The following is a 26,359-nucleotide window of genomic DNA, read 5'->3' as shown; positions in this document are numbered from 1 at the left end:
CTGTCACTCCGCTGTGACCACCGCGAGCGCGCGCCGAGTCCCCCTCGAGAAGGCGGATGACACTCTCAGGCGGGCCGGGAACGCAGCCGCCGGCCACGTCCTCAGAAGCGGGGAGCTCACGGGGCGATGAGTGCGACACCATCGTCACAGCCCCGGCGAGCCGGCGACCCGAACGGTCGATAGTCCGCGGAATATCAACCTTCTCGGCCTCGACCGCCAGTGCCCCCGGCCGGACTCGAACCGGCAACCTGCGGATTAGAAGGCCGATGCTCTATCCATTGAGCTACGGAGGCGTGCGCGAAGCGCCTCACCAGCCTACGCCATCAACCCGACGGCCCCACCCCCGACGAGGGGGACGTCCCGAGGCGGTCATCAACACCAGAAAGCGATCTCGAGAAGATCACATCGCCATGACGAGAACGCATCGATCTGAACGAGCGAATGGTTCTGCGCAGCCGCGACGTTCACGCCTCACACTGCTGAGCACAATCACCGCAATACGACCGTGATCGCACTGCAACAACCCTGTGACCGATTCGATCGACACCGGGGAGGGCCCGCACCTGCCCCGACGGCGTCGTCCGCATGTATCCAACCTCACGCTGGGGAGTCCTCACTCTTAGCGACGACGGCGAAACACCAGTATCGTGGCCGCAGCCCCATCCCACACCTCCGGAAGGACTGCGCCTTGCCCACTCCCGCACTCATCGTGCGTTCCCTCTCTGCCCAGTCATCACTGGAGCCCCACACCTTCACCGCTCCTTTCACCGTGGGACGCTCACCGGACAGCGACGTTCAGATCGTCCACCCCCTCGTCTCCCGCACTCACCTCCAGGTGACCCCCACCCCGACCGGGTGGGCGGTGAGGTGCCAGGGCCGTAACGGGATGCTCGTCAACGGGGCCGTGACGCGCGAGGCTCTCGTGACTCAGGGGACTCGAATCCAGCTGGGCGACGCCTCCGGGCCAGCGCTGGGGCTCACTCCGGTCGTCTCCGGCAGCGCGCCTCAGGCCGGCGCCCCCAACCAGCCCCGGCAGATGGGCCGGCCCGCGCCATCCGCGCCGAGCGCCCCGTTCATCCCATCGCAGCCGAGTGCGGCCTCCGCCCCGCAAGCCGTACCCCTCCAGCGCCCGGCAGGCCCGACCCCGGCCGCGGCCCTCCCGGCGCAGGCCGCGCCCATGCCCCAGGCCATGGCATCGGCGTCCTCTGCAGCCACCTACGTGGCACCCCCGGGCCGCCAGGCGCCTCCCTCATCGAGCTCAGCGGGCTCGGGAGCCTTCCCCACCTCACGCCACACGCTCAAGTCCTTCCGCGTCACCTCCTCGGGCACCATCGGGCGCGCGCCCGACAACACCCTGGTCCTGGATGACCCGCTCATCTCCAAGCACCACGCCCGTATCGACGTCTCCCCCAACGGCATGGTCGTCACCGACCTGGGATCCACCAACGGTCTGTACGTCGCCGGGCAGCGCGTGTCACAGGTCCAGGTCACCCAGCCCGTGCTGATGGGTCTGGGATCGACCTTCATCGCCCTGAGCCCGGACGGTCTGTGCGAGGTCCAGGTCGCCGGCGGAGCCGGCGGCGAGCTGGTGGGTAAGGACCTGACCTTCCGGGTCAACAACGGCAGCATGACGCTGCTCGACGGCATCTCCTTCTCGCTGCCGGGCAACGAGCTGCTGGCCGTCGTCGGCCCGTCGGGAGCCGGGAAGTCGACGCTGCTCAAGGCCCTCACCGGCGAGCAGAAGGCCCAGGAGGGCCAGGTGCTCTTCAACGGGCTGGACGTGTACGAGCACTACCCGGTCATGCGCAACAAGATCGGCGTGGTCCCCCAGAGCGACGTCATCCACTCGGCCCTCACTGTCCGCAAGACCCTCGAGTACGCCGCTGAGCTGCGCTTCGCCAAGGACGTGTCCAAGGCCGAGCGGCGCCAACGCATCGCCGAGGTCCTGGAGGATCTTGACCTGACCGCGCACGTGGACAAGCGGGTCAAGAAGCTCTCCGGAGGCCAGCGCAAGCGGGTCTCCACCGCCATCGAGCTGCTGACACGCCCCAGCCTCCTGTTCCTCGACGAGCCCACCTCCGGCCTGGACCCCCAGCTGGACCGTGACGTCATGGACCTGCTGGCGTCCCTGGCTCACGGCACACGTCCTGGTGACACCGGCCGCACGGTCGTCGTCGTCACCCACAATGAGAACCACATCGACCGCGCGGACAAGGTCCTCATCCTGGCTGCGGGAGGCAAGCCCGTCTACTACGGCTCCCCCCGCGAGGTACTCCCCTACTTCCGCCAGAGGCTCAACGAGATCGCCTCCCAGGGCCGCCTGCTGCTCAACACGCCGAAGGGCACCCTGCCCGACCCACCCGCCGTGGACGGCTACGCCGATGTCTACGCCCTCATCCGCAACCACACCGCGGAACTGCGTCAGTACATGGAGGCCACGGTGCCCTCGACGCGGCGCGGAGGGGCTCCCGCAGCGGCCGCGGGGCCGGCGACGCAGGAGAAGCCGCCCAAGCAGCAGTCCGTGCTCAGGCAGGTCTCGACCCTCGTGCGGCGCCAGCTGCGGATCGTGGCGGCGGACCCGTCCTACCTCGCCTTCATGCTGCTGCTCCCCATCATCATGGGACTGCTCACCAAGGCCATCGAGGGCAGCGACGGCTTCGCGGTCCCCCACTACCCGGAGCCCACTCCCCCAACACCGGAGAACCCCACTCCCCCGATCATCAGGTACTCCAGCCAGGCCCTGCAGCTGTTGGTCATCCTCATCACCGGGGCGGCGTTCTCCGGGATGTCAGCAACCATCCGCGACCTCATCGGGGAGCGGGACGTCTTCCTGCGGGAGAAGGCCGTCGGGCTGAGATCCGGCGCCTACCTGTTCTCCAAGGCGACCATCCTGGCGCTCATCACCACCATTCAGACCGCACTGATGCTGGGCATCGCCCTGGCCCTCAACAAGGGCCCCTCAGATGCCGTCATCCTGGAAGGGTGGCCGGGGCTGGAGCTGGCCTTCTGCTGCTGGGCCGTCGCCTTCGTCTCCGGGCTCCTGGGGCTGGCCGTCTCCGCGATGGTCTCCTCCTCCGAACAGGTCATGCCGGTCCTGGTGGTCTCCATCATGGCCCAGCTGGTCCTGTCCGGTGGCATCATCCCGATCTCGGGACGGGCGGTCTTCGAGCAGCTCGCCTGGTTCATGCCGTCGCGGTGGGGTTATGCCATGGCCTCCTCCACGTTGGAGATGCTCGCCATCCTGCCCAACCGTGACGACGCGTTGTGGAAGCACGAGACCGCGCAGTGGCTGACGGACTACGGCATGCTCTCAGCCATCGGCCTGGTCTGCATGGTGGTGTGCTACGCCGCTCTGGCCCGCCGCGGGCGTCGCTGATCCTTCCAAGTCCTCCCGACATGAGCGCCGGGGTGCCGACCACTGATCTGGTCGGCACCCCGGCGCCACGTATCAGCCGTGTATCGCAGGTGCTCCTACTTGCTGGTGATCCGGGAGACCACCAGATCGAAGTAGAAGGAGGCGCCTTGGGCGACCAGAAGACGGGCCTCGCTCTTGCCCTTGGCGGGAGGGACCGTGCCGCCATAGGCGCCGGGGGTCTTCCAACCGACCTTGCCCGTATCGGGCGACACGGCGACGACGAGGTTGCCCGGTTCACTGTCCCAGATGCTCTGCCTTCCTACCTCAACCAGCACCTGTCCGTCACTGAGTAGCCCGATGGGCCTGATGTGGCAGCCCTCGCGCTGCGAGAACTCAGGCAGCGCGAGCTTCTTGCTGCCGACCTTGGCCGTGCAGGCGCTCGTATCAATGGCGACGTTGACCGTGCCGCTGGGGCCGATGACCGGAGTGGTCGAGGACGGTGCCTTGGCCAAGGAGGAGTAGGCATCCTTCAGCGCCGAGACATTCAGGGGCGCCGACGCCGCCCACCAGTGCTTCTCCGAGAACTTGCCTGAGACGGATGCCGCCTCGCTGCCGTTGGCCTTGTAGATCGTGGCACCCGAGGACGTCACTCTCGAGAAGGCCTCTGGCCCGGACACGATATTGAACCCACCGGGGAATCGAGTGTCCTCATCGAAGTCCGAATCCGGCTGCTTTCCGGGCTCGGAGACGAGCACCTCACCGTTCTTGGCCGACAGCACCTGGAACTGTCGCGACTTGATCTCGTAGGTGAGGATGAAACCGTTGTCGACCCTGCCTCCCTTGTACTGCCCGGAAGCAGTCCACTTCTCCTTGCCGGATGCGTCGTAGGCCTTCATGATGCCTCCGTCGGAGGACTCCCCCTTGTCGGACACGATGCCGAGGTCAGGTGTCGCGCCGATGTAGAAGGAGCCCTTGGAGAAAGGCACCTTGGAGGTCTTGCCCGCAGCCCCGATCACTGTGGACTCGTCACTGGTCTGGGTGCAGAGCATCGAACCACCGACCCAGGGGCGCACCTTGAAGCACTCACCGCTCCACACCGGCGTCGTCGTGCTCTTCGTAAGATCCACAAGGTGCTTCTTGCCATCGCGTTGGAAGGCGATCGTGGTTCCGTCTGCGGATGCGACGGGCTCGGAGACCTCCGCGTAGCGCAGCTCCTCCTGGACACCGTTGCCGGCTGGTAGCGCCGCCGCCCACCGGTTGTCGATCTCCGCTCCGGAGAAGAAGTACCACCAGGTCGCGCTCGCCCCCACCACTGCCAGGACGGTGACCACGGCGGCCACAGCCACCCACCGACGGCGCCACCACCGCCGACGCGCGCCGGCCTGCGGTCCCCCCGCCGTAGCCTGCGGGTGCTGCGAGCCCGGCTGACTGTAGAAGGCGGGCGTGGAAGGACTGGAGATACCGGGGCCGGCCGGCATCGCAGGAGCGGCGAAGCCCGCGGTCCCTGCCGTTCCCGGGCTGAGGGGAACCTGTCCGGGTCCCGGGACGTACTGCTGCCCGCCCACCAGTGTCGGCGCATCCGGGGCGAAGGCCATCGTGGCCGAGGTCACCGCCGGACTCGGCAGCGTCGCCGGCGGAGCCGCGGGCTCGGCAGGAGGGAGGGCGTCCCAGTCGTAGGGAACGAGCGAGGCCGTCGACTGCGGGGGTGAGACCAGTCGCCGCGCTGCGGGAAGACCGGCCAGAGCGGACTGCATGACGTCCAGGCGCTGGGCGACGTCCTCAATGGAGGGACGCATGTCGGGCTGCTTGGAGATCATCGCGGCGATGAGCTCCCACAGCGGGTCGGGCACTCCCAGAGGCCGGCCCGCATCGCGTCGGGCGTGCTGGCTCAGCAGCTGGGCGGGCTCCCCCACGAACGGCGTCGTCCCGCACGTCATCTCGTAGAGCATGATGCCCAGCGAGTAGATGTCGGCGGCGGAGGTCGGGGCCTGCAGCGACAGGATCTCCGGCGCCATATACAGCGGTGTGCCGATGGCCCCGGTGAGGTGGGAGGCGGAGAAGGTGTCGCAGATGCGCGCCACCCCGAAGTCCGCCAGTCGGGGTACAACAGTCTCGGGCACCTCCCCTCCCGGGGCGACACCGACGACGACTGTCTCAGCGGGGTCGCCGCCCCGGCTGGGACGGGAGCTGAGCAGGACATTGGCGGGTTTGATGTCCCGGTGGATCACGCCGGCGCGATGAACCGCGGACAGTCCCTGAGCGATACGCGTCCCCAGGGACGCCACCTGCGCAGGCGGCAGACTGCCGTGAGACCTCAGCAGATCTCGCAGGTCACCGCCGTTGACGTAGTCCATGACGATCGCGAAGGTGGAGCCCTCGATGACGACGTCACGGATGGCGACGACATAGGGGCTGCGCACCCGCAGCAGAGTGGAGCGTTCCTTGATGAAGCGCTCCACGACGTCGGGGTTCTCCACCAGCTCCGCACGCAGAACCTTGAAGGCCAAGGTCTCCCGGGCGTCGGTACGCCGACCGCGCCAGACCTCTCCCTGGGCACCCGCACCGATCCGGGTCTCCATGATGTAGGAGCTTCCGAGGTGACGGGGGTCGGGGCTTTGGGACATGAGTGCTCCGTGTTGCTCAAGGGCGGTCAGACTTCATAGAGACCTTATCGCGATCTTTGCGCCGCCGGACCGCTATGCCAGGACGCGGTCACCCATCCGCCTCGAATCTCACCACCCCATGGGAGGGTCCACGGTTCTGAAGCTCGCCGAGGTGACTACAGTGGTTCCCGTGAGCAAGCAGATGACTACCTCTGACCCGCTGGTGTGGATCGACTGTGAGATGACGGGGCTGGACCAGAGCGCCGACGCGCTCATCGAGGTCGCCGTCGTCGTCACCGACTATGAGCTCAAGCCCCTGGCGGAGGGAATCGATGTGCTCATCAAGCCTCCCGCCGCCGCGCTGGAGCAGATGGACGACTACGTGCGCACCATGCACACCTCCTCGGGCCTCCTGGCCGCCCTGGAGGACGGGGTGACCATGGAGACCGCCCGCACCAAGGTCCTGGACTACGTGACCTCCCTGGTTCCCGAGCCCCGCACCGCCCAGCTCGCGGGCAACTCCGTGGGCACGGACAAGGCGTTCCTGGCCCGCGACATGCCCGAGCTCATCGAGCACCTCCACTACCGGATCGTGGACGTCTCCTCCCTCAAGGAGCTGGCCAAACGCTGGTACCCCAGGACCTTCTTCCACGCGCCGAAGAAGGCCGGCGGCCATCGCGCGCTGGCGGACATCCTGGAGTCCATCGACGAGCTGCGCTACTACCGCGAGGTCCTGTTCCCCGCCGGGGAGGGCCCGAGCTCTCAGGAGTGCAAGGACGTGGCTGAGCGGATCCTCAACACGCCTACCAGGTGAGCGGGACGACAGCGTCCTCGGCGCACCCCTCGAACGTGACGTAGTGCACCGACTCCAGTTTGGTGTGCGGGGAGAGGAGCGGATACAGTACCGACTCGTTGCGGTGATACCGTACATGGTGGCTGTAGCTCAGTCGGCAGAGCGCCTGGTTGTGGTCCAGGAGGTCGCGGGTTCAAACCCCGTCAGCCACCCCACGATGGCGGATCATCCGCCCCCTCCCCCCCTCCTGCGGCAGCAAACGACGCTGCCACCTTAGCGGCGCAGGCTTGCTGCGGACAGCGATGGCTTCAGCCTCTCTCCTGCGCCCCGACAAATGAGCAGCGCGCTCACTGCGACGCCCCTGCCGGCGGAGCAGGTGCTCGATGCTCTGACAACCACCCTTCGAGAAAGTCCCTCCCATGCAACGCCGCGACTTCCTACTCGCCCTGGCCGCCGGAACCGCAGGCTGCCTCAGCGCTTGCAACACCGCACGACCGGCGGCCCATTCCACCTCAGCGGCCTCGTCCCCGACGCAGGGCTCACCCCTGGCCTCCACGTCACCCTCCCCCACACCCTCGCCGACCCCCTCCCTCAGCCCGCTCCACCTTCAGGACGGTCCACCACCACTTCCCGCGCCCAGTCCTGCAGACTCGCTCATCACCGGCCTGCCGGAGAACGTCGGCAACGTCGTGGCCATCACCATCGACGACGGCGTCGACTCCTCAGTCGTGGACGCCTACCTGGACTTCGCCAAGGACTCCGGAGTCCGCCTGACCTTCTTCGTCACCGGCTGCTATCCGAGCTGGACCGACAATCGGGACAAGATGAGGCCCCTGGTGGAATCCGGGCAGATTCAGCTGGCGAACCACACCTGGACGCACCCCGACCTGACGACGCTGTCGGAGGGCGGGATCATCGACGAGCTCACCCAGTGCGAGAACCTGCTGCGCAACACCTACGGTGTCACAGGCGCGCCCTTCATCCGGCCCCCCTACGGCGGCCGCAGCTCCTACACCGACTCGGTCTGCGCCAAGATCGGCTACACGACCACGACCATGTGGTACGGCTCCTTCGGAGACTCAGGGCAGCTCACGCCGGAGGTCCTTCTCGGTGAGGCGCAGAAGTGGCTGCTCGCCCAGCACATCGTCATCGGTCACGCGAACTTCCCCACCGTCACTTCCGTCTACGGTCAGATCATCGACATTCTGCGTCAGCGCTCTTTGCAGACGGCCACGCTCGACGACGTCTACTTCGGCCCCGGACACAATCGTCACGCCTGAGGGCGCTCACCGCACGAGAGTCTCCCGGGCCTCCTCCTGTCCCTCGCCGCACGGTCGCGTCCGATCGAAGGAGCCGATCTCCGGGGTCCGCGGAAGGTAGGAGATCTCGCAGCGGCCTTCGAGCTGCTCGTCGAAGGTGCCGACCCAGTCATCGCCGATGACGAAGACATCGATGCCGTACTCGTCGATGTCCCGACTCTTCTGCCCCCAGGTCTGCTCGGGAACGACCATGTCGACATAGCGGACGGCCTCAAGCATCGCCTTGCGCTGCTCATAGGTGAAGTAGGCGCGCTTCCCCTTGGAGGCGCTGAACTCATCGGTCGACAGCGCAACAATGAGATAGTCACCCATGGCCTTGGCCCGGCGTAGCAGCTCAATGTGCCCGTAGTGGAGCAGGTCGAAGGAGCCGTAGGTGATGATGCGTTTCATAGGGATTGTCCTCGCGGGTTGAACCCGTCGATCTTTGTATGAATCACACAAGAATCGATGGTGTTGTCGTTGGTTGCACGTATGGCGGTTGAACGCGCTCGCCACTAAGTCTAGGCACGAGACACCCCCCAAGAATCCTTTGTTACCCCTCTGAAGCAGGCTTTCAACTATGTCGGCCGTCACCCACTATCGCGTAACCCAATGAATGCGCGAAACTGCCACCCCACCCCTCGGCTCGGGACACCACAAGCTGAGGCCATCATGTGACAGAACCCCAGTATTCCGCGGTATAGCAACGATTACGAGCGGTTTCGGCGCCGTCACGATAAGCCCTGAACATCACAGTCTGATTGCAGACGAGCCAATCATGACGACTACCGCTTTTCCTACTGGGCGACACAACTACCGTTATAAGAAAGCGAGTAAAGAAGGCCGCAACCCCAGGCCTTTACCGTCCCAGAAGACCGGAGGTCACCAGTGGTCGCAGTAGTTCCTGCCCGACCCCTTGCCGCCCCCTCCCGCACCTCCTCCAGTGTCCCCTCCGTGGCCGCTTCAGCGCCCGGCCTCCCGTCTGATTTCTCGGCAGTGAGCCGAGACATCGCCTCCTGGGCGCTGTGGCTCTTCCTGGCGACCCTTATCAGGGCGCTCTTATCAACGCATCGAATTCTTTATCCGCGTCTGCTCCTGATAGGGGTCGCGGCCGCGGTTCTCATTCAGGTGACCGCCTGGTGCGTGACATGGCATTACTGGCCGTGGGCCTCGACGCGGGTCATGCCCTTCATCATCGTGGCCGGGGCTGGGTTCGCAGTCGGTTCCTGCTTCCTCGACCTCGCCACGCAGGTCCATCTGCTTCCGTGGACCGCGGGCCTGGCAGGGTCGGCCGTCGCGGTGGCGGATCAGTGGCGACTCCGCCTGAGATGGCGGGCTCACGCCCGGCGGGCCCTGGAGGCGGCCTCATGACCACCCTGCTCCTGAGCGGACTCGCCGTGACAGCAGCCGTCTGCGCCTCCTTGACCGCGGCCGTGATCCCGCTTCTGAGGAGAGCCCGCGTCGTCGACGTCCCCGGGGACAGATCCCTGCACAGGACGCCTGTCCCCCGCGGTGGTGGACTCGCCATCGTTCTGGCCGCCTCACTGGCCACCTGGACAGCGGTCCTCGCTGCGGTGCACCTGCAAGGCGCTGTTCACGCGATGTCCGGGGTCGACGTCGCGCTCATGGGGCTGGCGACCGTGCTCGCCTTCGCGCTGCTCGGGCTGATCGAGGACCTGTTCTCGGTGTCCGTCAGGGCCCGTCTGGTTCTCCAGCTCGTCCTGGGCGCAGGGCTCGGTCTGGTGGCGCACAGCGCCTTCGAGGTCTCACTGTGGTGGACCCCGGCGATCTGCGTGGGCACCGCCGCGCTGGTCAACGCCACGAACTTCATGGACGGCGCCAATGGTCTGGCCTGCGGCCACGCCCTGCTGACCTCCCTGTGGTACGTCCAGGTGGCGGCCGTCGCCCCGGTCGCCGGGCTGGGGCTCGTCATGGTCTCGGTGGCCGGAGCCTGCCTCGGCTTCCTGCCATTCAACACGCCTCGCGCCAAGGTGTTCCTGGGTGACTCCGGCTCCTACGCCCTGGGCAGCGCCTGGGCCTTCGCCGTGACGGCCTGCCTGTCCCGGGGTGTGGCCGTGGAGGCGGCTCTCGCCCCCGTCCTCGTGCTCCTGGCCGATACCGGCTACACCCTGTGGATGCGGCTGAGAGCGGGCCAGTGCTGGTACGCGCCGCACCGGCTGCACGTCTACCAGCGCCTGGTCTGCGCCGGATGGCCGCACTGGGCCTCGGCCCTCCTGGTGACCCTGGCGGCCGCGTCGTGCTCCGCCCTGGCGGCCAGCAGCCTCCTGACCAGCAACCGGCTCTGGATGCCCCAGGTCGCCATGGCAGCAGTCCTGATCGTCTACCTGAAAATGCCCTCCATCATCGGAGCCCCCAACCCCTTCCCCACCCTTCGAAGGGCGAGGTGAGGACATGCGCATCCTTCTGCTCACCCACTACTGGGCACCGGAGGTCGGCGCCCCCCAACGCCGTTGGAACCGGCTGGCCGAGGCGCTGATCTCACGGGGCCACGAGCTGGCGGTGCTGGCTCCGGCCCCCCACTACCCGGGCGGTCGTCTCCTGCCAGGCGGCGCGGCCCACGTGGCTGGTTCGATCAGGCGGGACGTCACCGGGGCGATGGTGCACCGCACGATCTTCCGCCCCTACAGCAGCGGAATGTGCGGACGCGGCACCGATCAGATGGTCGCGGCGGCCGACTCCGTGCGCCTGGGGGTGGCGCGCTTCCGGGGCGCCAACCGTCCCGACGTCATCCTCGGCTCGGTTCCCGGGCTCCCCACCCTCCCGGCCGCGCTCGCCGTCGGCAGGGCCCTGCGCCGCCCGGTCGTGGTGGAGCTGCGCGACGCCTGGCCGGATCTGCTCCTGTCAGCCGCGCAGTGGTCCGAGCCGGCCACCTGCCCATCGGCCCTGGCATGGGCCCACCGAGCCCGCCGGCTTCACATCGTCGACCACGGTACGCGTAGCCTCCTGCCACCCCTCATCACCCGCCTGGAGCGGGAGGCCACGGCCGTGGTGACGACGACCGACTCCTTCGCCCAGGTCCTGCGCTCGCGCGGGATACGCCGCGTGGTGACGGTGCGCAACACCGGCGCCGCGGTGCAGACAGGCCGCACGGGTGCCGACCGACGCCGCTGGGACGGCACCCTGCACGTGCTGTACCTGGGAACCGTGGGGCGCGCTCAGGGACTGGGCTTCGCGGTGCGGGCCGCACACATCGCTCAGCGCAACGGCACGCCCGTGGTGCTGCGGATCGTCGGCGACGGCGCACAGCTCCAGGAGGTGGCGGCCCTGGCCCACAGGCTCGCCGCCCCCGTGGAGATCCTCCCCCCTGTGCCCTGGAGCGAGGTGGATCAGCACTACGCCTGGGCCGATACGGCGCTGGTGAGCCTGCAGAACTGGCCGGCCATGTCCATGACGGTCCCCTCCAAGCTCTACGAGATCATGTCCGCCGGAGTGCACGTGTGCGCCTCGGTGGACGGGGAGGCCCGGCGTATCGTGGAGGACGCCGGCTGCGGTGACGTCACCGCCCCGCAGGACCCGCAGGCCCTGGCCTCCCTGTGGAGCACCCTGGCTGCCGACCGCAGCCGTCTGGACGTGACGGGCGGACGGCGCTGGCTGGCGGTTCACGCCGACGCCGAGGCCATGACCGACCGCTACGAGTCCCTCCTGAGGCAGGTGGCCGGTGACTGATGACCTCCAGATCCTGAGGAACCTGGCACTGCTGAGCACCTCCGCCACCCGGCAGCTGGTCGAGGATCCGGTGCTGCTCGCCCTGCAGGGGGCGCGTCGGCTCTCTGAGCCCTGGCGCGGTCGCAGCGCTCGGGCTCTCGGCATCGGCGCGGGCGAGCACGAGCTGCGCCGGGCGCTGTCGGCGTTCATCGCCGACCGACCGGACTCGGCTAGTGACGCGCTGAGCCGGGCGGTGCCGCGATCGCCCCTCGGCCGCCGGCTCGCCGCCGAGATGGCGATCCACCTCGGTTCCGCCGAGCGCAGGCATCTTGATGATGCGGGCCTGAGCCCCGCGGTGCGCGCGCGGGACCTGTGGTCCCGGGGCCACCTGAGCGCCGCGCTCAGCGCACTGGAGGCAGCGCCGGGCTCCGGGGCGCTGCGGGCCCGTCTGCGTTCCCAGCTCGCCATGATGAGCCCGGGCTTCCACCTGCCCCGCTTGTCCCCCTCACCGGGCTGGACCGTTCCTGACCCCGGCGAGCCGCTGCGAGTCCTTCACCTGCTGACCAGCTCACTGCCCCACACCCAGTCCGGCTACACCGTGCGCTCGCACGCACTCCTGCGGGCGCAGTGCGACGCCGGCATCGACGTGCGGGCGGTGACCCGCATCGGCTACCCCGTCATCATCGGCAGGCCCTCGGCTCAGGCCACCGACGTCGTCGACGCAGTCACCTACCGGCGGCTTCTGCCCGCGCGGACCCAGGCCGCCCCGATAGCCCGGCTGACTCAGATGAGCCGTCTGCTGGCGCGGGAGGTGGAGGCGTTCCACCCCCACGTGCTGCACACGACCACCAACTACGTCAACGCCCTGGTCACCCAGGCGGTGGCGCGCTCCTACGGCCTGCCCTGGGTCTACGAGATGCGAGGGGTACTGGAGTGCACCTGGGTGGCCTCCAGGCCGGTGGGTCAGCAGACCGAGGCATTGAGCTCCGAGCGCTTCGCGCTGCTGCGGGCCAAGGAGGCCGAGATGGCCCGGAGGGCCGACGCCGTCGTCGTCCTCTCACGGGTCCAGGCCGAGGACCTCGCGGCCCGGGGTGTCGAGCCCGACCAGATCACGGTCATCCCCAACGCCGTGGAGCAGGATGTCGTCAACGCCACTAGGTACTCGCCGGAAGACGCCCGCCAACGGCTGGGCCTGCCCCGCGACGGCCTGTGGGTGGGCAGCGTCTCCTCCCTGGTGGGCTACGAGGGCTTCGACGTGCTCCTGCGGGCCGTGGCGCTCTGCCGCGCTCGGGGGGTCGACGTGCGGTGCGCCGTCGTGGGTGACGGGGTCAGCCGACCCGGGCTGGTGGCCCTGGCCGGAGAGCTGGGGCTGGAGGCCTCGGTGTGCGTCCTTCCCGGACGGGTGGAGCGCGCCACGGCCCTGGACTGGTACCAGGCCCTGGACGTCTTCTGCGTGCCGAGGCTGGATACGCCGGTATGCCGGCTGGTGACACCGCTCAAGCCGATGACGGCGATGGCGCTGGGGCGGCCGGTGGTGGTCTCCGACCTTCCCGCGCTCAGCGAGCTCACCGCCGCAGCGACGAATCGGTCCTTTCCGGCCGGGGACGCTGAGGCGCTCAGCCGAGTGCTGACTGGTATGGCGGCGGGAGAGCCTCTGCCCTCGACGCCCTCAACGCGTCAGCCGCTGCCCACCTGGAGCGGCAACGCAGTCCGTCAGGCCGAGATCTACAAGGAGCTGGTATGAGCAGGGCGTCCTGGGCCCCGTGGTCCGATGGGCAGCCGTTCTGGGGCGGCAGCTCGGAGGTCAGTGTCAGCGTCGTCGAGCTCAGCGAGCTCTACCCGGTGGGCCGGCGCCCGCCGCTGGTGGCCTACATCCGCCAGCTCTGGCAGCGCCGGCACTTCATCTGGGCCGACGCCCGGGCCAAGGCCCTGGGCTCTCAACGGGGCACCTTCCTGGGCAACGCCTGGCTCATCGCCAAGCCGATGCTCGACGCGATCGTCTACTTCCTGGTCTTCGGGCTGCTTCTGCAGACGAGCCGCGGTATTGACAACTTCATCGGCTACCTCATCATCGGCGTCACGTTCTTTCCGCCGCTGCAGCGGGCGGTCACCGGTGGCAGCCAGGTGATCGTCACCGGCAGGAACCTCATTCGAGGCTTCTCCTTCCCTCGGGCCGCCCTGCCCGCGTCGTACACGATTCGCAGCGCGATCGACCTGATCCCGCCGATGATCGCGCTCCTCGTCCTCGTGGTGGTCCTTCCTCCTCACGCCTGGCCGAGCTGGCACTGGGTCCTCATCGTCCCGGTCCTGGCGCTTCAGGTGCTCCTGAGCCTGGGACTGACGCTGGCGGCCTCCCGTATCACGACGACGATCCCGGACATGCGCAACATCTGGCCCTTCCTGACGCAGTTCTGGTTCTACGCCTCGGGAGTCTTCTTCTCCTACGAACGGTTCATCAATCACCCGGTGATGCTGCGGGCCATGGACCTCAATCCCGGTTACCTCATCATCACGATGTACCGGGACGTGATCCTGTACCAGCGTGTTCCGCAGCCGCGCATGTGGCTCATCCTCAGCGCCTGGTCGCTGGGGCTGACCGCCGTGTCCTTCGTGTTCTTCTGGGAGAAGGAGGAGGCCTACGGTGTCGAGCGCTGAGAGCGGGCTGAAGAATGAGTCTGCGGCCCTCCAGGCGGACGGGCCGGGAGAGGTGACACCTCCCTCCCCCATCGTCACGATGACATCGGACGGCGACTCGTCGGCCGCTGTCATGACCGCGGCCGAGGGTCACGAGGCCGGCATCGGCATCGCCACCGTCGTCGTCGACGAGATCGGGGTGAGCTACCGGGCGCCCTCCACGGACGCCGAGGATCTGCGCGCCGCCTCCGTGGCGCAGAAGATCGTCATGGGGATGACTGGGCACAGGCCGAAAGTGAGGGTCGAAGCCCTCAAGAACATCTCCTTCGTGGCTCGCGCCGGGGAGTCGATCGGGATCCTGGGGCGCAACGGGGCGGGGAAGTCCACGCTGCTGCGCGTCATGGGCGGCTTGGAGACGCCGACCTCGGGAACGGTGAGTGCCCGTTCCACCCCGGTGCTCCTGGGCGTCAACGCGGCCCTCGTCCCGGACCTGTCCGGCGAGCGCAATGTGCGCCTGGGCTGCCTGGCCATGGGGCTGACTCCCCAGCAGATCGAGGCGATCATCCCGGAGGTCATTGAGCTGGCCGGGATCGGGAAGGCCATCTACCGCCCGATGAAGACCTATTCCTCGGGAATGGCCTCACGTCTGCGGTTCGCGATCGCCGCCGCGGCGAACCCGGACATCCTCCTCATCGACGAGGCCCTGTCCACCGGTGACGCCGCGTTCAAGGAGCGCAGCGAGATCAAGATGACCGAGCTGCGGCGCGCCGCCGGGACGGTGTTCATCGTCAACCATGCCGCACAGGTCATCGAGGAGATGTGTACCCGGGCGCTGTGGCTCATGGATGGCGAGCTCATCGGTGACGGCCCGGGCCCCCAGATCGCCCACGACTACCGGTGGTGGTCCTGGAACATCGCCAAGAACAAGCCGGACAAGGCCGCCACGATCCTGGCCGAGTGCCGGGAGAAGTGGAAACCGGCGGGGGTGCGGATCCAACGCTCGGAGAGCCGCACCCTGCCCTACCGACACGCTCGAGGAGTATGACCATGCGCAGTGAGGAAAGCACGATGACAGCAGGACGAATCACGGTCTACGGCTCTTGCGTGGCCAGGGACGTGGCCGGTGAGATGGAGCGGCGGGGCTGGAGCGTGGAGCGTTACATCGCCCGCCAGTCCCTCATCAGTGCGGGGTGCCCGGCCGACGTCGGCGACGTCGATCTGTCCCTGCTCAGGTCGTCCTTCGCCCGTCGGTCCTTCCTGTCCGACATGGTGGGCAACCTGGAGGCGCAGCTCACGGCCGTCGCCTCCTACACCGACCTCCTGCTATGGGACCTGACCGATGAGCGCCTCGGCGTCCTGGAGACCTCCCCCGGGACCTTCCTGACGCGTTCGACCGAGGCGCTGACGGCCGGCCTCTACGAGGGGCTTCCCGCCAGGTTCCTCGAGCTGGGGACGGCCGAGCACCTGCACCTGTGGCGGCCCGCCCTGCTGCGTTTCCACGCCCTCCTGGAGCGGCTCGACCTGGCGAGGCGGACGATCCTCATCAACGTTCCCTGGGCGACGCGGACCACATCGGGGATGTCCACCGTCCCGAGCTGGGGGCAGACGGCCATGGAGGCCAACTGGGTCATGACCCGCTACATCGAGCTCGTCTACCAGGAGACCGACCTGCGGATTCTGCAGGTGCCCGACGAGCTCGTGGTGGCCGACGACGCGCACCGCTGGGGGGCCGCCCCCTTCCACTACGCCGGCTCCCTGTACTCGTGGGTCGCCGACGAGCTGGAGGTCGCCCTGGCACCGCGTCACCTCGCCCCGGCGCTGTGAGCCCCACCCCGTGAGGCAGGGCGGCGTCGGGCCGGTAGGGATCGACACGCTTCAACGACGACGCCGCAGCAGCCTGCGAAGGCGCACCGTCCTGGACGCGCGCGGCTCAACCAGCCGTGGCCGGCGGGGCCACAGAGGGATGCGGGGGACATCTGCACCGGAGTAGCGCTGCGCCGCCTCAGCCCCGGTGAGGACCCAGCCGACGTCGGTGCCGGCGTAGCCCAGGGGCTCCGCCTGCCGGCTGACAGGTTCGACGGTGCACAGCTCGATGACCTCGCCGTCACGCACCACCGCCACCTCGGGTCGGCCTTTCCACAGCAGAAGGCGGGCCCGGTCCCGGGCACCGAGGTTCCCCCAAGGGCTGCGGAGGATCTGCTCGGAGTCGAGGCGCTGCGCCAGCCCACGCATCTCGGCCGCGTGAGCCTGGCCCAGTCCGGGTGGCTCGGTGGGCATCCGGCCGGCGTCGACGACCCCGAAGTACCAGCCCAGGTCGTACAGGATCGTCTGCTGAGCCCAGGGCGCCCCACCGGCGGCATCGAGAAGGGCGTGGTAGCGCGTGCGCATCTGAGCGATGTAGCGACCCGGCCGCGACCAGGCGGTCTGAACCGCGGAGTCACCTGCGACCCGCTTGTCATAGTGGTAGACGGCCTCGGGCACGTAGGAGATCCGGCCCCAGCGGCTGCGGATACGCCCCAGGTAGAGAGCGTCCTCGAAGGTGGGGGCCTCACGGTCCTCCGGGAACCGGGCCGCGAGCGCCCGGTCGGCCCGGATGAGGCACTCGTGGACGGAGAGCTGGATGGCCTGCGGCTGCCGGGCGGCGTCGACCCGGGCGGTCCCGCCCTGGAAGCGGAAGTCGAGGGGGTGGGGCATCTCAGCACCGTCCTGGTGGATGAGGGTGCGGCCGGCCAGGAGGACGTCGCCACGACGCCTGGCGGCCAGGAGCCGGGTGAGGAAGTCGGGGGCGAGCCAGTCATCGGGATCGGGGAAGCCGATCCAGTGCCCCCGGGCCCGCTCCATCCCGAGGTTTCGGGCGCGTCCCTGTCCGCCGTTGTCCGTCTCGATGATCTCGACGTCGAGGTCGGTTCGCCGCGCCCAGCTCCAGCAGGCCCGCAGTGAGTCGTCGCAGGCCCCGTCCAGGACGAGCACGACCTGAAGACGGTCGTGGGGGTGGTCCTGGGCGTCGAGCGAGCTCAGGAAGCGGGGCAGGTAAGGGGCCACCCCGTAGACGGGGATGACGAGGCTGACCAGGGGCGGGCGGCGGCGCATCGGCGGGGCCCCCGCCAGCGGGGCCGGCATCAGATCACGTCGCGTCGGAGCTGGGCGGTCAGGCGGGCGCAGGCTCCGGCGTCGAGCAGGAGGAGGTCCTCGGGGGCGGTGACTCGTCCGGCGACGACGTCCTCCACCGCCTGATGCACCTGCGCGCTGGTGTCGGCGCCAATGGCTCCGATGGCCTCGTGAAGGGCGCGGTAGCGGTCTGTGTCGGGCCGTGCGCGGGGGTCCCAGACGATACCGACGCAGCCGGCGATCATGCCCTCGTCGAGGACGGATGAGCGGTCCGAGACCACCGCCCAGGAGCGGGCCAGGGTCTCGGGCAGCTCGCGGCCGGTGACTGCGGGCACGCCCAGGGCCCGGAACCACTCGGGTGCGTGCAGCACCAGCTTGGGGTGGGCGAACAGGACGGTGCGGTGGCCGTCCTGGATCAGGCCGGCGGCCAGCTCGAGCCAGGGCCGGTAGAGCGCGCTGAGGAGTCCGACGGCGTCGGGGTCGCTCTCCAGGGCTCGTGAGACCTCGGGGTCCCAGGTGGGGGCCAGCAGGATGCTGTCGCGCTCGCGTCCCAGCAGGCTGTGGAGGTGGTCGTGGCGGGGGAAGCCGGTACGCCAGACCTCTCGGTCGGTGAGGGTGTAGGAGGTGTGGTCGGCCGTCAGCCCGGCCTGCTCAGCGGCGGTGGCGCACACGACGACGTCCATGCGGGCGCCGTTGAACCAGCGCCACATGTCACGCATGGTCACGCCGTGCTGGAGGAAGACGAGGCGCTGGTCAGGGCCGACGCCCGTGCCGGTGAGGCGGCCCGCGATGAGCGGATCGCCGATATCGGACAGGAGGATGGTCTCGGCGCCGCTCCAGGCGGCGTCGAATCCGGGGCCGGTCGGGTCCAGCAGGACGAAGCCGTCCTGTGCGAGGCGCTCCCAGTCCGGGCTGCTGCGCTCGATGACGAAGATGTGCCGAACGCTGGGTGCGTGGGTGCGGGCGTAGCGGTACAGCGGCTCGGCGTTGTCACCGGCGCTGTCGTGGCGGTCCATGTAGAGCCAGGTGCGGGGCCAGTCGGAGGGGGATGAGGCGGTGTACGGCGTGGGCGCTGAGGAGGAGGCCACGGAAGTCGTGGAGGACGCCGCGGAGGAGGCCTCCGGGGCCGGTGACGTGCCGTCGGGCGTCTGGGTCTCCTGCGTGGCGGTGGGACTCAGGAGCCGGGCCAGGCGCCGGCGCAGCCCGGATGAGGCCGCTCCCGGGCAGCCTCGCCCCGGAGGCGTCTCAGGCGGCCTGGGATTGCCCCGGTAGGGGCCGACCGGGAGCTCCTGGCCGTCGATGACGGCGGTGATCCGCCCCTTGGGCAGCCAGACGATGCGCTCGTGGAGCACCACGTCGTCGAAGTAGCGGTGGTCGACCGTCTTGGCGCTGGTCGGCCGGGCCCAGGCGCCATCGACCTTCCACTGCTCCTGGGGCATGTCGCCGGCATAGAAGTAGGTGGCCTTCTGGTCGCTGCGGAACCTGCGCGCCGAGGGCAGGATCGGGGCGGGCATGGGGCCGGCGGCCATGGCGACCAGTGCGGTGCGACGGCCCACGGCCAGCGGCGTGGAGCAGTACGCCTCGATCTGGGGGGCGGGGACGCGCTGGGTGACGGCGCGCAGAAGCTGGGCCACCTCGGCGCGGTCGGCGGCCGTGAGCCCCGCCGAGGGGTAGCGCAGTCCGCGGTCGGCGTCGGTGACCTGGATGAGGCGGTGGATGATGAGCTGGTGGACCCAGGCCGGTGGGGGGCTGCCGGCCTGCAGCCACGCCGGCAGCACCGTGCCCAGCAGGTGGCGGTAGTGGTCGATCCTGCCCCAGGGGCCGGGGGGCTGGGGGGCGTGGCGGATGACGGCCGGGCCGTCGTGCAGCCCCACCCGGTTGCCGGTGGCCATGATGTGGGCGATGAGCCCGCTCAGGGCGGTGTGCTCGTCATCGGTCGCGGTCTGCGCGCCGGCGGCGCCGTGGAGGGCCCCCGGTCCGCCCCAGTCCTGCAGGCCGTGGCGGGGGATGGTGAGCACCGCTCCGCCGACGGTGTCGGGGAAGATGTGGGGCTCGACGGTCAGGTCAGCGGTGCGGTTGCCGTGCTTGAAGCGCCACTGCAGCCGCTCGTCGCGGGTGCCGTCGGGGCGGATGGTCACGGTCGGGGTGAGGACGACCGCCTCGCCGGTGCCGTGCTGGGCCACTGAGGTGAGATAGCCCGGCTCAACCCGGTCTCCCGCCTGGAGGAGCAGGACCCGGGTCCCTGCGGCCAGAGGGCGCAGGACCTGGCCCAGCCCCGCCGGATCGGGGCAGCCAATGGGGACGATCCCGCCTTCGGGCGAGTCCTGGTCAAGAGAGCCGAGTGTGTCCTGCCCATCTGCGGAACCGATGATGATGACGTGCAAGGTCTCGGTGCTGCGGGCATTCATGAGGTGGGCATCTCCATTTCGTGGGGCGGTCCCCAATGACTAATGGTGGACGTAGCCAGCACCTCCGCGTTGGAGATGTCCCAGGTGTGTCCGAAAGTCGTCCCTCTCCGTTGGACGAACCCGAATCGGGAGGCCGAATAGATACGGGCCCCGGCACGTGCGCAGTCATTGAGGAAACCGGTGTCCTCGCCAGTGGTCGTCTCGGGAAAAGTCACCTCGCGTGCCAGGTCCGCCCGAGCCACCAGGGTCGGCCCGGAGACGAAAGTCGTATAGCGGTGCTCCCAGTCGGCGAAGCGCAGCACCGTCAGGTCCGGGCCCGTCAGGTGCAGGTAGTGGGCGTGCTTGCCCACGACCTCGGCACGGGCGTAGTCGGCCGCCGCGAGGGACTCGAAGAGGTAGTGATCGCCGTAGAGGTCGTCGTCGTCCATCTTGGCGATGTAGTCGGCCTCGACCCGCGAGAGCATGAGGTTGTAGCAGCCCCCCAAGGGAGTGCTGGTCTCGGCGCCGACCCAGTTGATCTCCAGGCCCAGCTCGCGGGCCCGGGCCCTGCTGCGGGCCGGGGCGGTGAAGCCATGGGTGAGGATGACCGGGGCCATCGTCACCCGCTGCTGACCGGCCAGGGTCTCAAGGACGTGGTCGATCTGCTCGGGCCGGATGGTGGACACCAGCGGTGCGATGGTGGGGCGGCGCGTGGCCCGCTCCCCCATGCCGACGGCTCGCAGCACGGTCTCCACGCGGTGGCTGTAGGTGTGCCGGCTCCAGATCTCCCGTTGCGCCAGATGCGTCATGTACTCCCCGAGGGCCGGGTTGGTCACGAGCGCTCGCACGGTGTGACCGGCCTGGGCGCGGTCGGTGACCTTGGCCAGGGCGCCTGCGGGCAGCAGGCGGTCGGTGGCCGGCGTCGGGGTGCTCACCACGGGAGTGCCGCAGGCCAGGACCTCAATGACGCGGCGCGGAAGCATGGAGGGGCTGTCCACCACGGAGCTGACGTTGAGGAAGACGGCGTAGGCGCGGTAGGCGCTGAGCATCTGGGTGTAGGTGAGGCTGCCGCGCACGTGCGAGTCCCAGGGAGCCGGGAACTGGTAGGTGTCGTCGCCGCCGAGGTACCGGGAGAAGATGTCCAGCCCGTGGGGCAGGCGTGCCGCGACGTCGTGGGCGCCGCCCAGGACGATCTCCATCTGCTCGCGCCGCTCGGGGTACTTGTGAGCGAAGTAGGTGCCGGCGAAGGCGACATCCCTCAGGGGCGCGGGACGCCCCGCCTCGTCCAGCAGGCGGATCGGGTTGTGGATCGCGGGCTGGGCGGCGAAGGGCAGGATCCCGATGCGGTCATGTCCCAGGTCGCGCCGGTAGTGCTCCACCATCGCCTCATCGGTGGTGAAGACCCAGTCGAAGAGGCGTGCGGTCTCGATGGCCTCGTCGTAGTGGGCGGGATCCTCCTTGTTCCAGAAGACCGTCGGCACTCCTCGGTCCCGCAGCACGGTAACCATGTCCCTCAGGTGCCCCGAGGGTCCCTGGGAGCCGATGACCTGGAAGCGCCAGGCGTCGTCGTTGCCGTGCCAGGCGGACTCTACGAAGAGCAGGTCGATGGGGGTCTGCTCGACCTGCTCGCGCCAACCGGTGGGGGTCAGGGGCACCGAGCGCCACTCGTAGCCCAGGGCGAGCGCCGTGAACTCGTCGGCGATCATCCCGACGGTCACGTCGTGACGGGGCCCGGTCTCCTGGGGTGTGGGCAGCGGCCAGTCCGGCAGGAGCGTCCGGCCCCGTCTCTTGGAGGCCCACCGGCGGGGGCGGGCCCAGGCGGTGGCCCGACGACGGCGCAGGTGCTCACGCAGTCCCGCCGGCCCGGAGTGGCGCAGGTGCCACAGGGCGCGCCGCAGCTCGGGGGCGGGTCGATGCGTCATGCGGGCTTCCCTCGCGAGGCCGCCCGCTTGCGCCGCCGCCTCTTGGAAGCCGTCTTCCCCTGGGGCTGCTGGTGGAGTGCCTCGGGGCCGAGCACTGCCTCCAGGGTGTCCCGCAGTGAGCGCGCGTTGTGCTCGGTGACGTCGAAGTCTCCGTGGGCGAGGCGGGGATCAGCCAGTGCCGAGCGGATCGCCTGGGCGATGTCCTGGGGCGAGGTGCCGCTCAGAACCCCGTATCCGAGGTCGATCAGCTCCCGGTTGCCAGGAAGGTCGGAGGCCACGACCCCGGTTCCCAGTGTCATCGCCTCCAGCAGGGTGACCGGCTGTCCCTCGTGCAGGGAGGGCAGGACGAACAGGTCGGCTCCGCCCAGGACCGGGAACGGGTTGTCCATCTGTCCCAGCAGCGCAACGTGCCCGGACAGGCCCAGGGAGTCGATCCTGGCCCGCAGCGTTGCCTCGAGCACCCCGGAGCCGACGATCGCCAGGCCGACGCTCAGTCCCTGAGCGCCGCAGCCCTCGGTGCCGTCCTGCTTGCGCAGAAGGGCGAGCGCCTCGATGAGAGCCGCCTGGTTCTTCTCCATCGACATCCGCCCCATGGTGGCAAGGACGATGTCGTGCTCGTTCTTCAGCGCGGTGAAGGCCTCCGGGGCGGGTGCCTGCGCCCCGCGGCGGACCCGCTCGACGTTCAGGAGGTTGCGGGCCGAGAGCTGGCGCTGGGTGAGGTCGACACCCAGGCCGGCCAGCCCGCTGCGGTTGTGGCGGGCCAGTCCCGGGCTGACGGCGACGACGGCGTCGACAGCGCTGTAGAGGGTGAAGACGCGCTTGAGGCCCGGGTACTTGTCCCGGTACTCGTTGTCCATCTGGTTGTGCTGGTAGCAGGAGGTGCGCGATCCGCGGCGACCCCAGGCAGCGATGAGCGAGACCCAGGTCTCGGCGTAGCCGTCGTACTCGATGGCGGCGTCGGGCACGAAGTCGCCCAGGATGCGGCGCGTCTCGCGCTCGTAGTAGGCCCAGTAGCAGTCCCAGAAGCTCTGCGAGGTGAAGGCCTCGGGGTGCCGGGCGAAGTCGTTGACGCAGGCCCGTTCGTGGATCCGCCAGGGAGCGGCCCCGGGCTTGCAGATGACATGGACGTGGCGGGGCAGGCGTCGGAAGATCTCCTGACGGTCCTCGTTGTTGCGCAGGACGGAGGGCTCGACGATGAGGTTGACCGAGTAGAGGTCCGGATCGAGCGCCTCCAGGAGGGCCAGGAGGGCGGAGGCGATCCCGTTGGGGATCATGGAGGCGTGAAACAGGAGGGTGCGGCGTCTGCGGGAACCGTCGCCAGACGCGGGCTCGAGGGCGTGGTCCCTGATGATCGCCTGTCGTCCGTGGTCGAGGTCGTCGTCGAAGAAGGCTCGGGCCAGGCGTGACGAGGCCTGTCCGTCCTCGTAGGGGCAGTACCGGTCGAGGGCCTTCTGGGGGGCGATCCCCTCTCCGGCCAGGGCACGTCCGATGGCTGAGGCCAGCTCAGCGCGGTCATAGCAGGCCAGCCCGGGGACCTCCCCAGGATCGAGGTACAGGCCCCGTTCGGCCCGGTACTCCTCGATGTCGTGCATGTAGAGCACGATGGGGCGCTTCTGGGGCAGGAAGTCGAAGAGGATCGAGGAGTAGTCGGTCACCAGGACGTCGACGGCGGCCAGTAGCTCATTGGTGTCGATGTCCTTGGGGACGACGCTCACCGGCAGATCGACGCCGGCCAGCAGCTTCTCGGACAGACGGTGGGCGCGGTAGACCACGAGCACGTCGTCACGGGAGGCCATGGCGGTCAGGTCGGCGACCAGGGCCTCGCGGTCCAGCTCTCGCTTGCTGACCCCGCCGCGCCAGGTGGGGGCGAACAGGACCAGACGGCGCTCATCGTCCTCAGCAAGTCCCAGGCGACCTCGCAGCGCCGTGCGCTCCTGGGCGCTCATCGTCAGCGAGGTGTCCAGTCGGGGGGAGCCGGCGACGATGGTGCGGCCCCGGTAGACGTCGAGCAGATCATGGTCCTCCACCAGCGCCCATCGGGTGAGCTCATTGGGCGCCATGAGCGTGGTGCTCAGCTGGAAGTTGCGCTGCAGGTTCTCGTAGTCGAGCAGACCTCCCCGCATGGACCGTCCCAGGGTCTTGAAGGGGGTGCCGTGCCAGGTGTTGAGGTAGCGCTGCTCGCGGCGGCGCACGAAGTAGGGGGCGAATGAGACGTTGTTGACGAGGTACCCGGCGGTGGCGAGGTACTGCATGTACTCGGTGCTGTGCAGGGGGACGAAGACGACGTTGCGACGCCCCAGCAGATCCGCGGGGATGGCGCCCAGGTCATTGACGGCCCACACGTGCAACAGGTGGGAGTACTCCGGCCGGTCCACCATCCAGCGGAAGATGGCCAGGGGATGGCAGCCGATCGAGGCGCCGTGGTTGGACTCCCACAGCACCAGGTGGGGGCTGACGGGAAGGACCTCCAGGGCCTCGGCGTAGCGGATGTTGCGGGCGGCTGTCGCGGTGCGTCCGTAGGCCCGTGGGTCCAGCCCGTCCTTGCAGCCGAACTCCTCGGCCTGCTCGAGGATCTCGCAGGCGAGCTCCACCTGCCCGGCGTCCTGGGCCAGCTGGGCCAGGACCAGGCGGTGATTCCGGTCCCCTTTGAGAACCAGCGGGAGGACATGCCGGATGGACTGAGCGGCCTGACCCGCTGCGGCGGACGGGATCGCCTTGCCGGCACCGGGATCATCCGTGGGGTTGTGGGAGCTGAGAGCCTCGTGAAGGCCGAGCATGACGTCGCCGATGGTGGACTCGACCAGGTCCTCCGGCCGCTGCCGAGGCGGAGGTGTGCTCTTCGCGCGGACCAGGTCGAGGAAGCCCGTGCTGGCCAGCTGCTTGGACACCGATGCCAGCCCGCGCGGGGCCGGCCCCAGGTAGGCCCAGAAGGAGGCCAGCGCCTCGTCGTGGCGTCCCAGCCTCGCCAGGCAGGCCCCACGGCGATAATTCCACCAGCTGCGTGCGGGCTTCTTGAGTGTCCGCAAGGCCTCCTGGTACGAGCGCTCCGCGGTGGCGAGGTCGCCGACACGTTCCGAGGCGAGTCCCAGCTTGTAAAGAGTGTTCCCGTTGCCGGTGTCCAGTGAGGCGGCCAGGGCGTACTGTCCTTGTGCCCGCTCGTGCTCGCGCAGACGGTCCAGGCAGTAGGCCAGCTCGTAGGCCCGCTCCACCCTCGTCATCCCCTCGCCCGGGTAGATCTCGAAGAGCTCGGCCGCCAGCCTCCAGTCTCCCCGGGAGCACGCGAACTGAGCCGGTCCCTTGCTGCAGGCCTTTCCTCCGGCGGCCTTGCAGGCGGCGGCGAAGCTGGCGGCGGCGGAGGCCCGATCACCCTCACGGTGGGCGATGACCCCCTGCTCGAAGAGCTCCTGCGCGCTGAGCTCATCAATGTCGGCCAGGGCGTCCAGGGTGCACCTGGCCGGCCCGTTGAGCCCCAGGTGAAGCTGAGCCTGAAGGAGCTTGCGCAGCCAGGCGGCGTCGTTCTCGTGCTCCGGCAGTCCGGAGAGCAGAACCTCCAGGCGCTGCCACTGCGGGGTGCTCGCGGGCAGGCAGGCGAGCAGGTTCTCCGAGTAGCGCCGGTCCCGCACCCCCGAGGAGAGGGCCCGCGAGAAGAAGACGGAGGCCCCCTCCGGATCGTCCTGACGCTTGAGGAGGCAGCCGGCACGGTAGAAGGCCTCTCCGCAGGAGGGGTCGCGGTCGGCCACCTCGGTGTAGGTCCTCAAGGCCGCCTCGAACCGTTCCTGACGCTCAGCGATGACTCCCAGCCGCAGCCGGCTAGCCGTGTCGTGGCCGCTCTCAGAGAGCTTTTCATACAGACGCATTGCCTCGGCCAGGTTACCGTCCTCGTACTCCCTGGCGGCGGCATAGCGCACCAGCCGGGCGGTGGCCGACAGCTGCAGGCGGCCGGAAACGGCACGCCCCATTTTTCTGAGAACAGCATCCTTACTCATGATGGTCGCCCTTATTTCAGTATGAACATTACGCGTATTTAATCCTGCGCCTGTTGACGCAGCATGCAGCGAGCCTCAACCCGGACCTCCGCCCGGCCCTCGATGCAGCCCGCACAGCGAGCCGCCGCTCAGCGCACCACTCAGCCCAGGCGCATATCACTCTTGATCCGAGTCGTTGATACCTCGGGAGTCCGCGGGAGGTAGACGACCTCACACAGCCCCTTGAGCTGGTCGTCGAACTCGCCGCTCCAGTCGTCCCCCATGACGAAGACATCAATACCGTATTTGGCGATATCCTCGGTCTTCTGCCCCCAGGTCAGCTCAGGCACCACGAGATCGACATACCGGATGGCTTCGAGCATCACCTTGCGCTCCTCGTAGGAGAAGTAGGCCTGCTTGCCCTTTCCGGCATTGAACTCGTCACTGGACAGCGCCACCATCAGGAAGTCCCCCAGCGCTCGCGCACGCTTCAGCAACGCAATATGACCATAGTGGAGCAGGTCATATGTGCCATAGGTAATCACGCGCTTCATGGGGTCACTTCCTGGTCGGACGTTCGAGGCTCGCCCTCAACAACACTCCGGACAAACCACCGTGAGTATTCCCC

At 68.8% G+C, this 26,359-nt stretch carries 17 protein-coding genes and 2 tRNA genes; 11 read left to right on the top strand and 8 right to left on the bottom strand.

From position 1 onward, the window contains the following. Positions 1 to 220 precede the first annotated feature (220 nt). A tRNA-Arg gene (locus tag HMPREF9058_RS02995) sits at positions 221 to 293 on the bottom strand. 395 nt (positions 294 to 688) lie between these two features. On the opposite strand from HMPREF9058_RS02995, the gene HMPREF9058_RS02990 reads away from it, so the two are divergent. Next, positions 689 to 3,376, top strand: a complete 2,688-nt coding sequence (locus HMPREF9058_RS02990) for an ATP-binding cassette domain-containing protein (protein WP_043537594.1) — start codon at positions 689 to 691, stop codon at positions 3,374 to 3,376. Between the two features lie 95 nt (positions 3,377 to 3,471). Here the strand turns inward: HMPREF9058_RS02990 and HMPREF9058_RS02985 are convergent, their stop codons facing one another. Beyond that, positions 3,472 to 5,979, bottom strand: a complete 2,508-nt coding sequence (locus tag HMPREF9058_RS02985; protein ID WP_009406356.1) for a serine/threonine-protein kinase — start codon at positions 5,977 to 5,979, stop codon at positions 3,472 to 3,474. Positions 5,980 to 6,160: 181 nt separating this feature from the next. On the opposite strand from HMPREF9058_RS02985, the gene orn reads away from it, so the two are divergent. From orn to HMPREF9058_RS02970, 3 genes are all read left to right on the top strand, one after another. Then, the gene (gene orn, locus HMPREF9058_RS02980) at positions 6,161 to 6,772 is read left to right on the top strand and encodes an oligoribonuclease (protein WP_043537754.1); all 612 of its coding nucleotides are present in this window, start codon (positions 6,161 to 6,163) and stop codon (positions 6,770 to 6,772) included. 118 nt (positions 6,773 to 6,890) lie between these two features. Next, positions 6,891 to 6,966: transfer RNA gene (locus HMPREF9058_RS02975), tRNA-His, on the top strand. Positions 6,967 to 7,170: 204 nt separating this feature from the next. Continuing rightward, a complete protein-coding gene (locus tag HMPREF9058_RS02970) occupies positions 7,171 to 8,031 on the top strand; it encodes a polysaccharide deacetylase family protein (protein WP_009747285.1) in 861 nt (286 codons plus the stop codon). A 6-nt stretch (positions 8,032 to 8,037) separates the two neighbouring features. Here the strand turns inward: HMPREF9058_RS02970 and tagD (HMPREF9058_RS02965) are convergent, their stop codons facing one another. Continuing rightward, positions 8,038 to 8,460 carry a glycerol-3-phosphate cytidylyltransferase gene (tagD, locus tag HMPREF9058_RS02965; protein WP_009405449.1) on the bottom strand — a complete coding sequence of 141 codons (423 nt, stop codon included), beginning with the start codon at positions 8,458 to 8,460 and terminating at the stop codon, positions 8,038 to 8,040. A 732-nt stretch (positions 8,461 to 9,192) separates the two neighbouring features. Here tagD (HMPREF9058_RS02965) and HMPREF9058_RS13740 point away from each other — a divergent pair. From HMPREF9058_RS13740 to HMPREF9058_RS02930, 7 genes are read left to right on the top strand one after another with little or no spacing between them, the layout of a single operon-like run. Next, positions 9,193 to 9,420: a hypothetical protein gene (locus HMPREF9058_RS13740; protein ID WP_254654042.1), complete on the top strand. Its 228-nt coding sequence runs from the start codon at positions 9,193 to 9,195 to the stop codon at positions 9,418 to 9,420. After that, on the top strand, positions 9,417 to 10,457 hold the full coding sequence (locus tag HMPREF9058_RS02955; protein ID WP_009747220.1) for a glycosyl transferase family 4: 1,041 nt from the start codon (positions 9,417 to 9,419) through the stop codon (positions 10,455 to 10,457). The genes HMPREF9058_RS13740 and HMPREF9058_RS02955 overlap by 4 nt, the downstream gene beginning before the upstream one ends. A 4-nt stretch (positions 10,458 to 10,461) precedes the next feature. Next, positions 10,462 to 11,736, top strand: coding sequence for a glycosyltransferase family 4 protein (locus HMPREF9058_RS02950; RefSeq protein ID WP_009747365.1), 1,275 nt, complete (start codon positions 10,462 to 10,464; stop codon positions 11,734 to 11,736). Next, a complete protein-coding gene (locus HMPREF9058_RS02945) occupies positions 11,729 to 13,459 on the top strand; it encodes a glycosyltransferase family 4 protein (protein ID WP_009406168.1) in 1,731 nt (576 codons plus the stop codon). The genes HMPREF9058_RS02950 and HMPREF9058_RS02945 overlap by 8 nt, the downstream gene beginning before the upstream one ends. Next, positions 13,456 to 14,370, top strand: a complete 915-nt coding sequence (locus HMPREF9058_RS02940) for an ABC transporter permease (RefSeq protein WP_009747375.1) — start codon at positions 13,456 to 13,458, stop codon at positions 14,368 to 14,370. The genes HMPREF9058_RS02945 and HMPREF9058_RS02940 overlap by 4 nt, the downstream gene beginning before the upstream one ends. Further along, positions 14,357 to 15,394 carry an ABC transporter ATP-binding protein gene (locus HMPREF9058_RS02935; RefSeq protein ID WP_009406039.1) on the top strand — a complete coding sequence of 346 codons (1,038 nt, stop codon included), beginning with the start codon at positions 14,357 to 14,359 and terminating at the stop codon, positions 15,392 to 15,394. Before HMPREF9058_RS02940 ends, HMPREF9058_RS02935 begins: the two co-directional genes overlap by 14 nt. Before the next feature lie 2 nt (positions 15,395 to 15,396). Beyond that, positions 15,397 to 16,173 (top strand): DUF6270 domain-containing protein, encoded by a 777-nt coding sequence (locus HMPREF9058_RS02930; RefSeq protein ID WP_009747242.1) that lies wholly within the window; start codon positions 15,397 to 15,399, stop codon positions 16,171 to 16,173. A 51-nt stretch (positions 16,174 to 16,224) separates the two neighbouring features. Here HMPREF9058_RS02930 and HMPREF9058_RS02925 read toward each other — a convergent pair whose 3' ends face one another. The 5 genes from HMPREF9058_RS02925 to tagD (HMPREF9058_RS02905) all read right to left on the bottom strand — a co-directional run bounded on the left by HMPREF9058_RS02925 (position 16,225) and on the right by tagD (HMPREF9058_RS02905) (position 26,285). Further along, complete coding sequence (locus tag HMPREF9058_RS02925) at positions 16,225 to 17,469, bottom strand: glycosyltransferase family 2 protein (protein WP_009405918.1); 1,245 nt, start codon at positions 17,467 to 17,469, stop codon at positions 16,225 to 16,227. After that, the gene (locus HMPREF9058_RS02920) at positions 17,469 to 19,865 is read right to left on the bottom strand and encodes a hypothetical protein (RefSeq protein ID WP_009406317.1); all 2,397 of its coding nucleotides are present in this window, start codon (positions 19,863 to 19,865) and stop codon (positions 17,469 to 17,471) included. Before HMPREF9058_RS02920 ends, HMPREF9058_RS02925 begins: the two co-directional genes overlap by 1 nt. Continuing rightward, complete coding sequence (locus tag HMPREF9058_RS02915) at positions 19,862 to 21,766, bottom strand: glycosyltransferase (RefSeq protein WP_009405417.1); 1,905 nt, start codon at positions 21,764 to 21,766, stop codon at positions 19,862 to 19,864. Before HMPREF9058_RS02915 ends, HMPREF9058_RS02920 begins: the two co-directional genes overlap by 4 nt. Further along, positions 21,763 to 25,752, bottom strand: coding sequence for a CDP-glycerol glycerophosphotransferase family protein (locus HMPREF9058_RS02910; protein WP_009406104.1), 3,990 nt, complete (start codon positions 25,750 to 25,752; stop codon positions 21,763 to 21,765). The genes HMPREF9058_RS02915 and HMPREF9058_RS02910 overlap by 4 nt, the downstream gene beginning before the upstream one ends. 140 nt (positions 25,753 to 25,892) lie before the next feature. Next, on the bottom strand, positions 25,893 to 26,285 hold the full coding sequence (tagD, locus tag HMPREF9058_RS02905) for a glycerol-3-phosphate cytidylyltransferase (RefSeq protein WP_009747517.1): 393 nt from the start codon (positions 26,283 to 26,285) through the stop codon (positions 25,893 to 25,895). Positions 26,286 to 26,359 lie beyond the last annotated feature (74 nt).

The organism is Actinomyces sp. oral taxon 175 str. F0384, from assembly GCF_000223355.1.
GTDB lineage: Bacteria > Actinomycetota > Actinomycetes > Actinomycetales > Actinomycetaceae > Actinomyces > Actinomyces oris.
The sequence above is the reverse complement of the archived record's forward strand: the minus strand, read 5'-3'. Positions and strand labels throughout refer to the sequence as shown.

Excerpts from the sequence above, each read along its gene's own strand:
- tagD (WP_009747517.1), bottom strand. The coding sequence starts at position 26,285 with ATGAAGCGCGTGATTACCTATGGCACATATGACCTGCTCCACTATGGT.
- HMPREF9058_RS02985 (WP_009406356.1), bottom strand. The coding sequence starts at position 5,979 with ATGTCCCAAAGCCCCGACCCCCGTCACCTCGGAAGCTCCTACATCATG.
- orn (WP_043537754.1), top strand. The coding sequence starts at position 6,161 with ATGACTACCTCTGACCCGCTGGTGTGGATCGACTGTGAGATGACGGGG.
- HMPREF9058_RS02915 (WP_009405417.1), bottom strand. The coding sequence starts at position 21,766 with ATGACGCATCGACCCGCCCCCGAGCTGCGGCGCGCCCTGTGGCACCTG.
- HMPREF9058_RS02930 (WP_009747242.1), top strand. The coding sequence starts at position 15,397 with ATGCGCAGTGAGGAAAGCACGATGACAGCAGGACGAATCACGGTCTAC.
- HMPREF9058_RS02910 (WP_009406104.1), bottom strand. The coding sequence starts at position 25,752 with ATGAGTAAGGATGCTGTTCTCAGAAAAATGGGGCGTGCCGTTTCCGGC.
- HMPREF9058_RS02970 (WP_009747285.1), top strand. The coding sequence starts at position 7,171 with ATGCAACGCCGCGACTTCCTACTCGCCCTGGCCGCCGGAACCGCAGGC.
- HMPREF9058_RS02920 (WP_009406317.1), bottom strand. The coding sequence starts at position 19,865 with ATGAATGCCCGCAGCACCGAGACCTTGCACGTCATCATCATCGGTTCC.
- HMPREF9058_RS02925 (WP_009405918.1), bottom strand. The coding sequence starts at position 17,469 with ATGCCGGCCCCGCTGGCGGGGGCCCCGCCGATGCGCCGCCGCCCGCCC.
- HMPREF9058_RS02940 (WP_009747375.1), top strand. The coding sequence starts at position 13,456 with ATGAGCAGGGCGTCCTGGGCCCCGTGGTCCGATGGGCAGCCGTTCTGG.
- HMPREF9058_RS02955 (WP_009747220.1), top strand. The coding sequence starts at position 9,417 with ATGACCACCCTGCTCCTGAGCGGACTCGCCGTGACAGCAGCCGTCTGC.
- HMPREF9058_RS02950 (WP_009747365.1), top strand. The coding sequence starts at position 10,462 with ATGCGCATCCTTCTGCTCACCCACTACTGGGCACCGGAGGTCGGCGCC.
- tagD (WP_009405449.1), bottom strand. The coding sequence starts at position 8,460 with ATGAAACGCATCATCACCTACGGCTCCTTCGACCTGCTCCACTACGGG.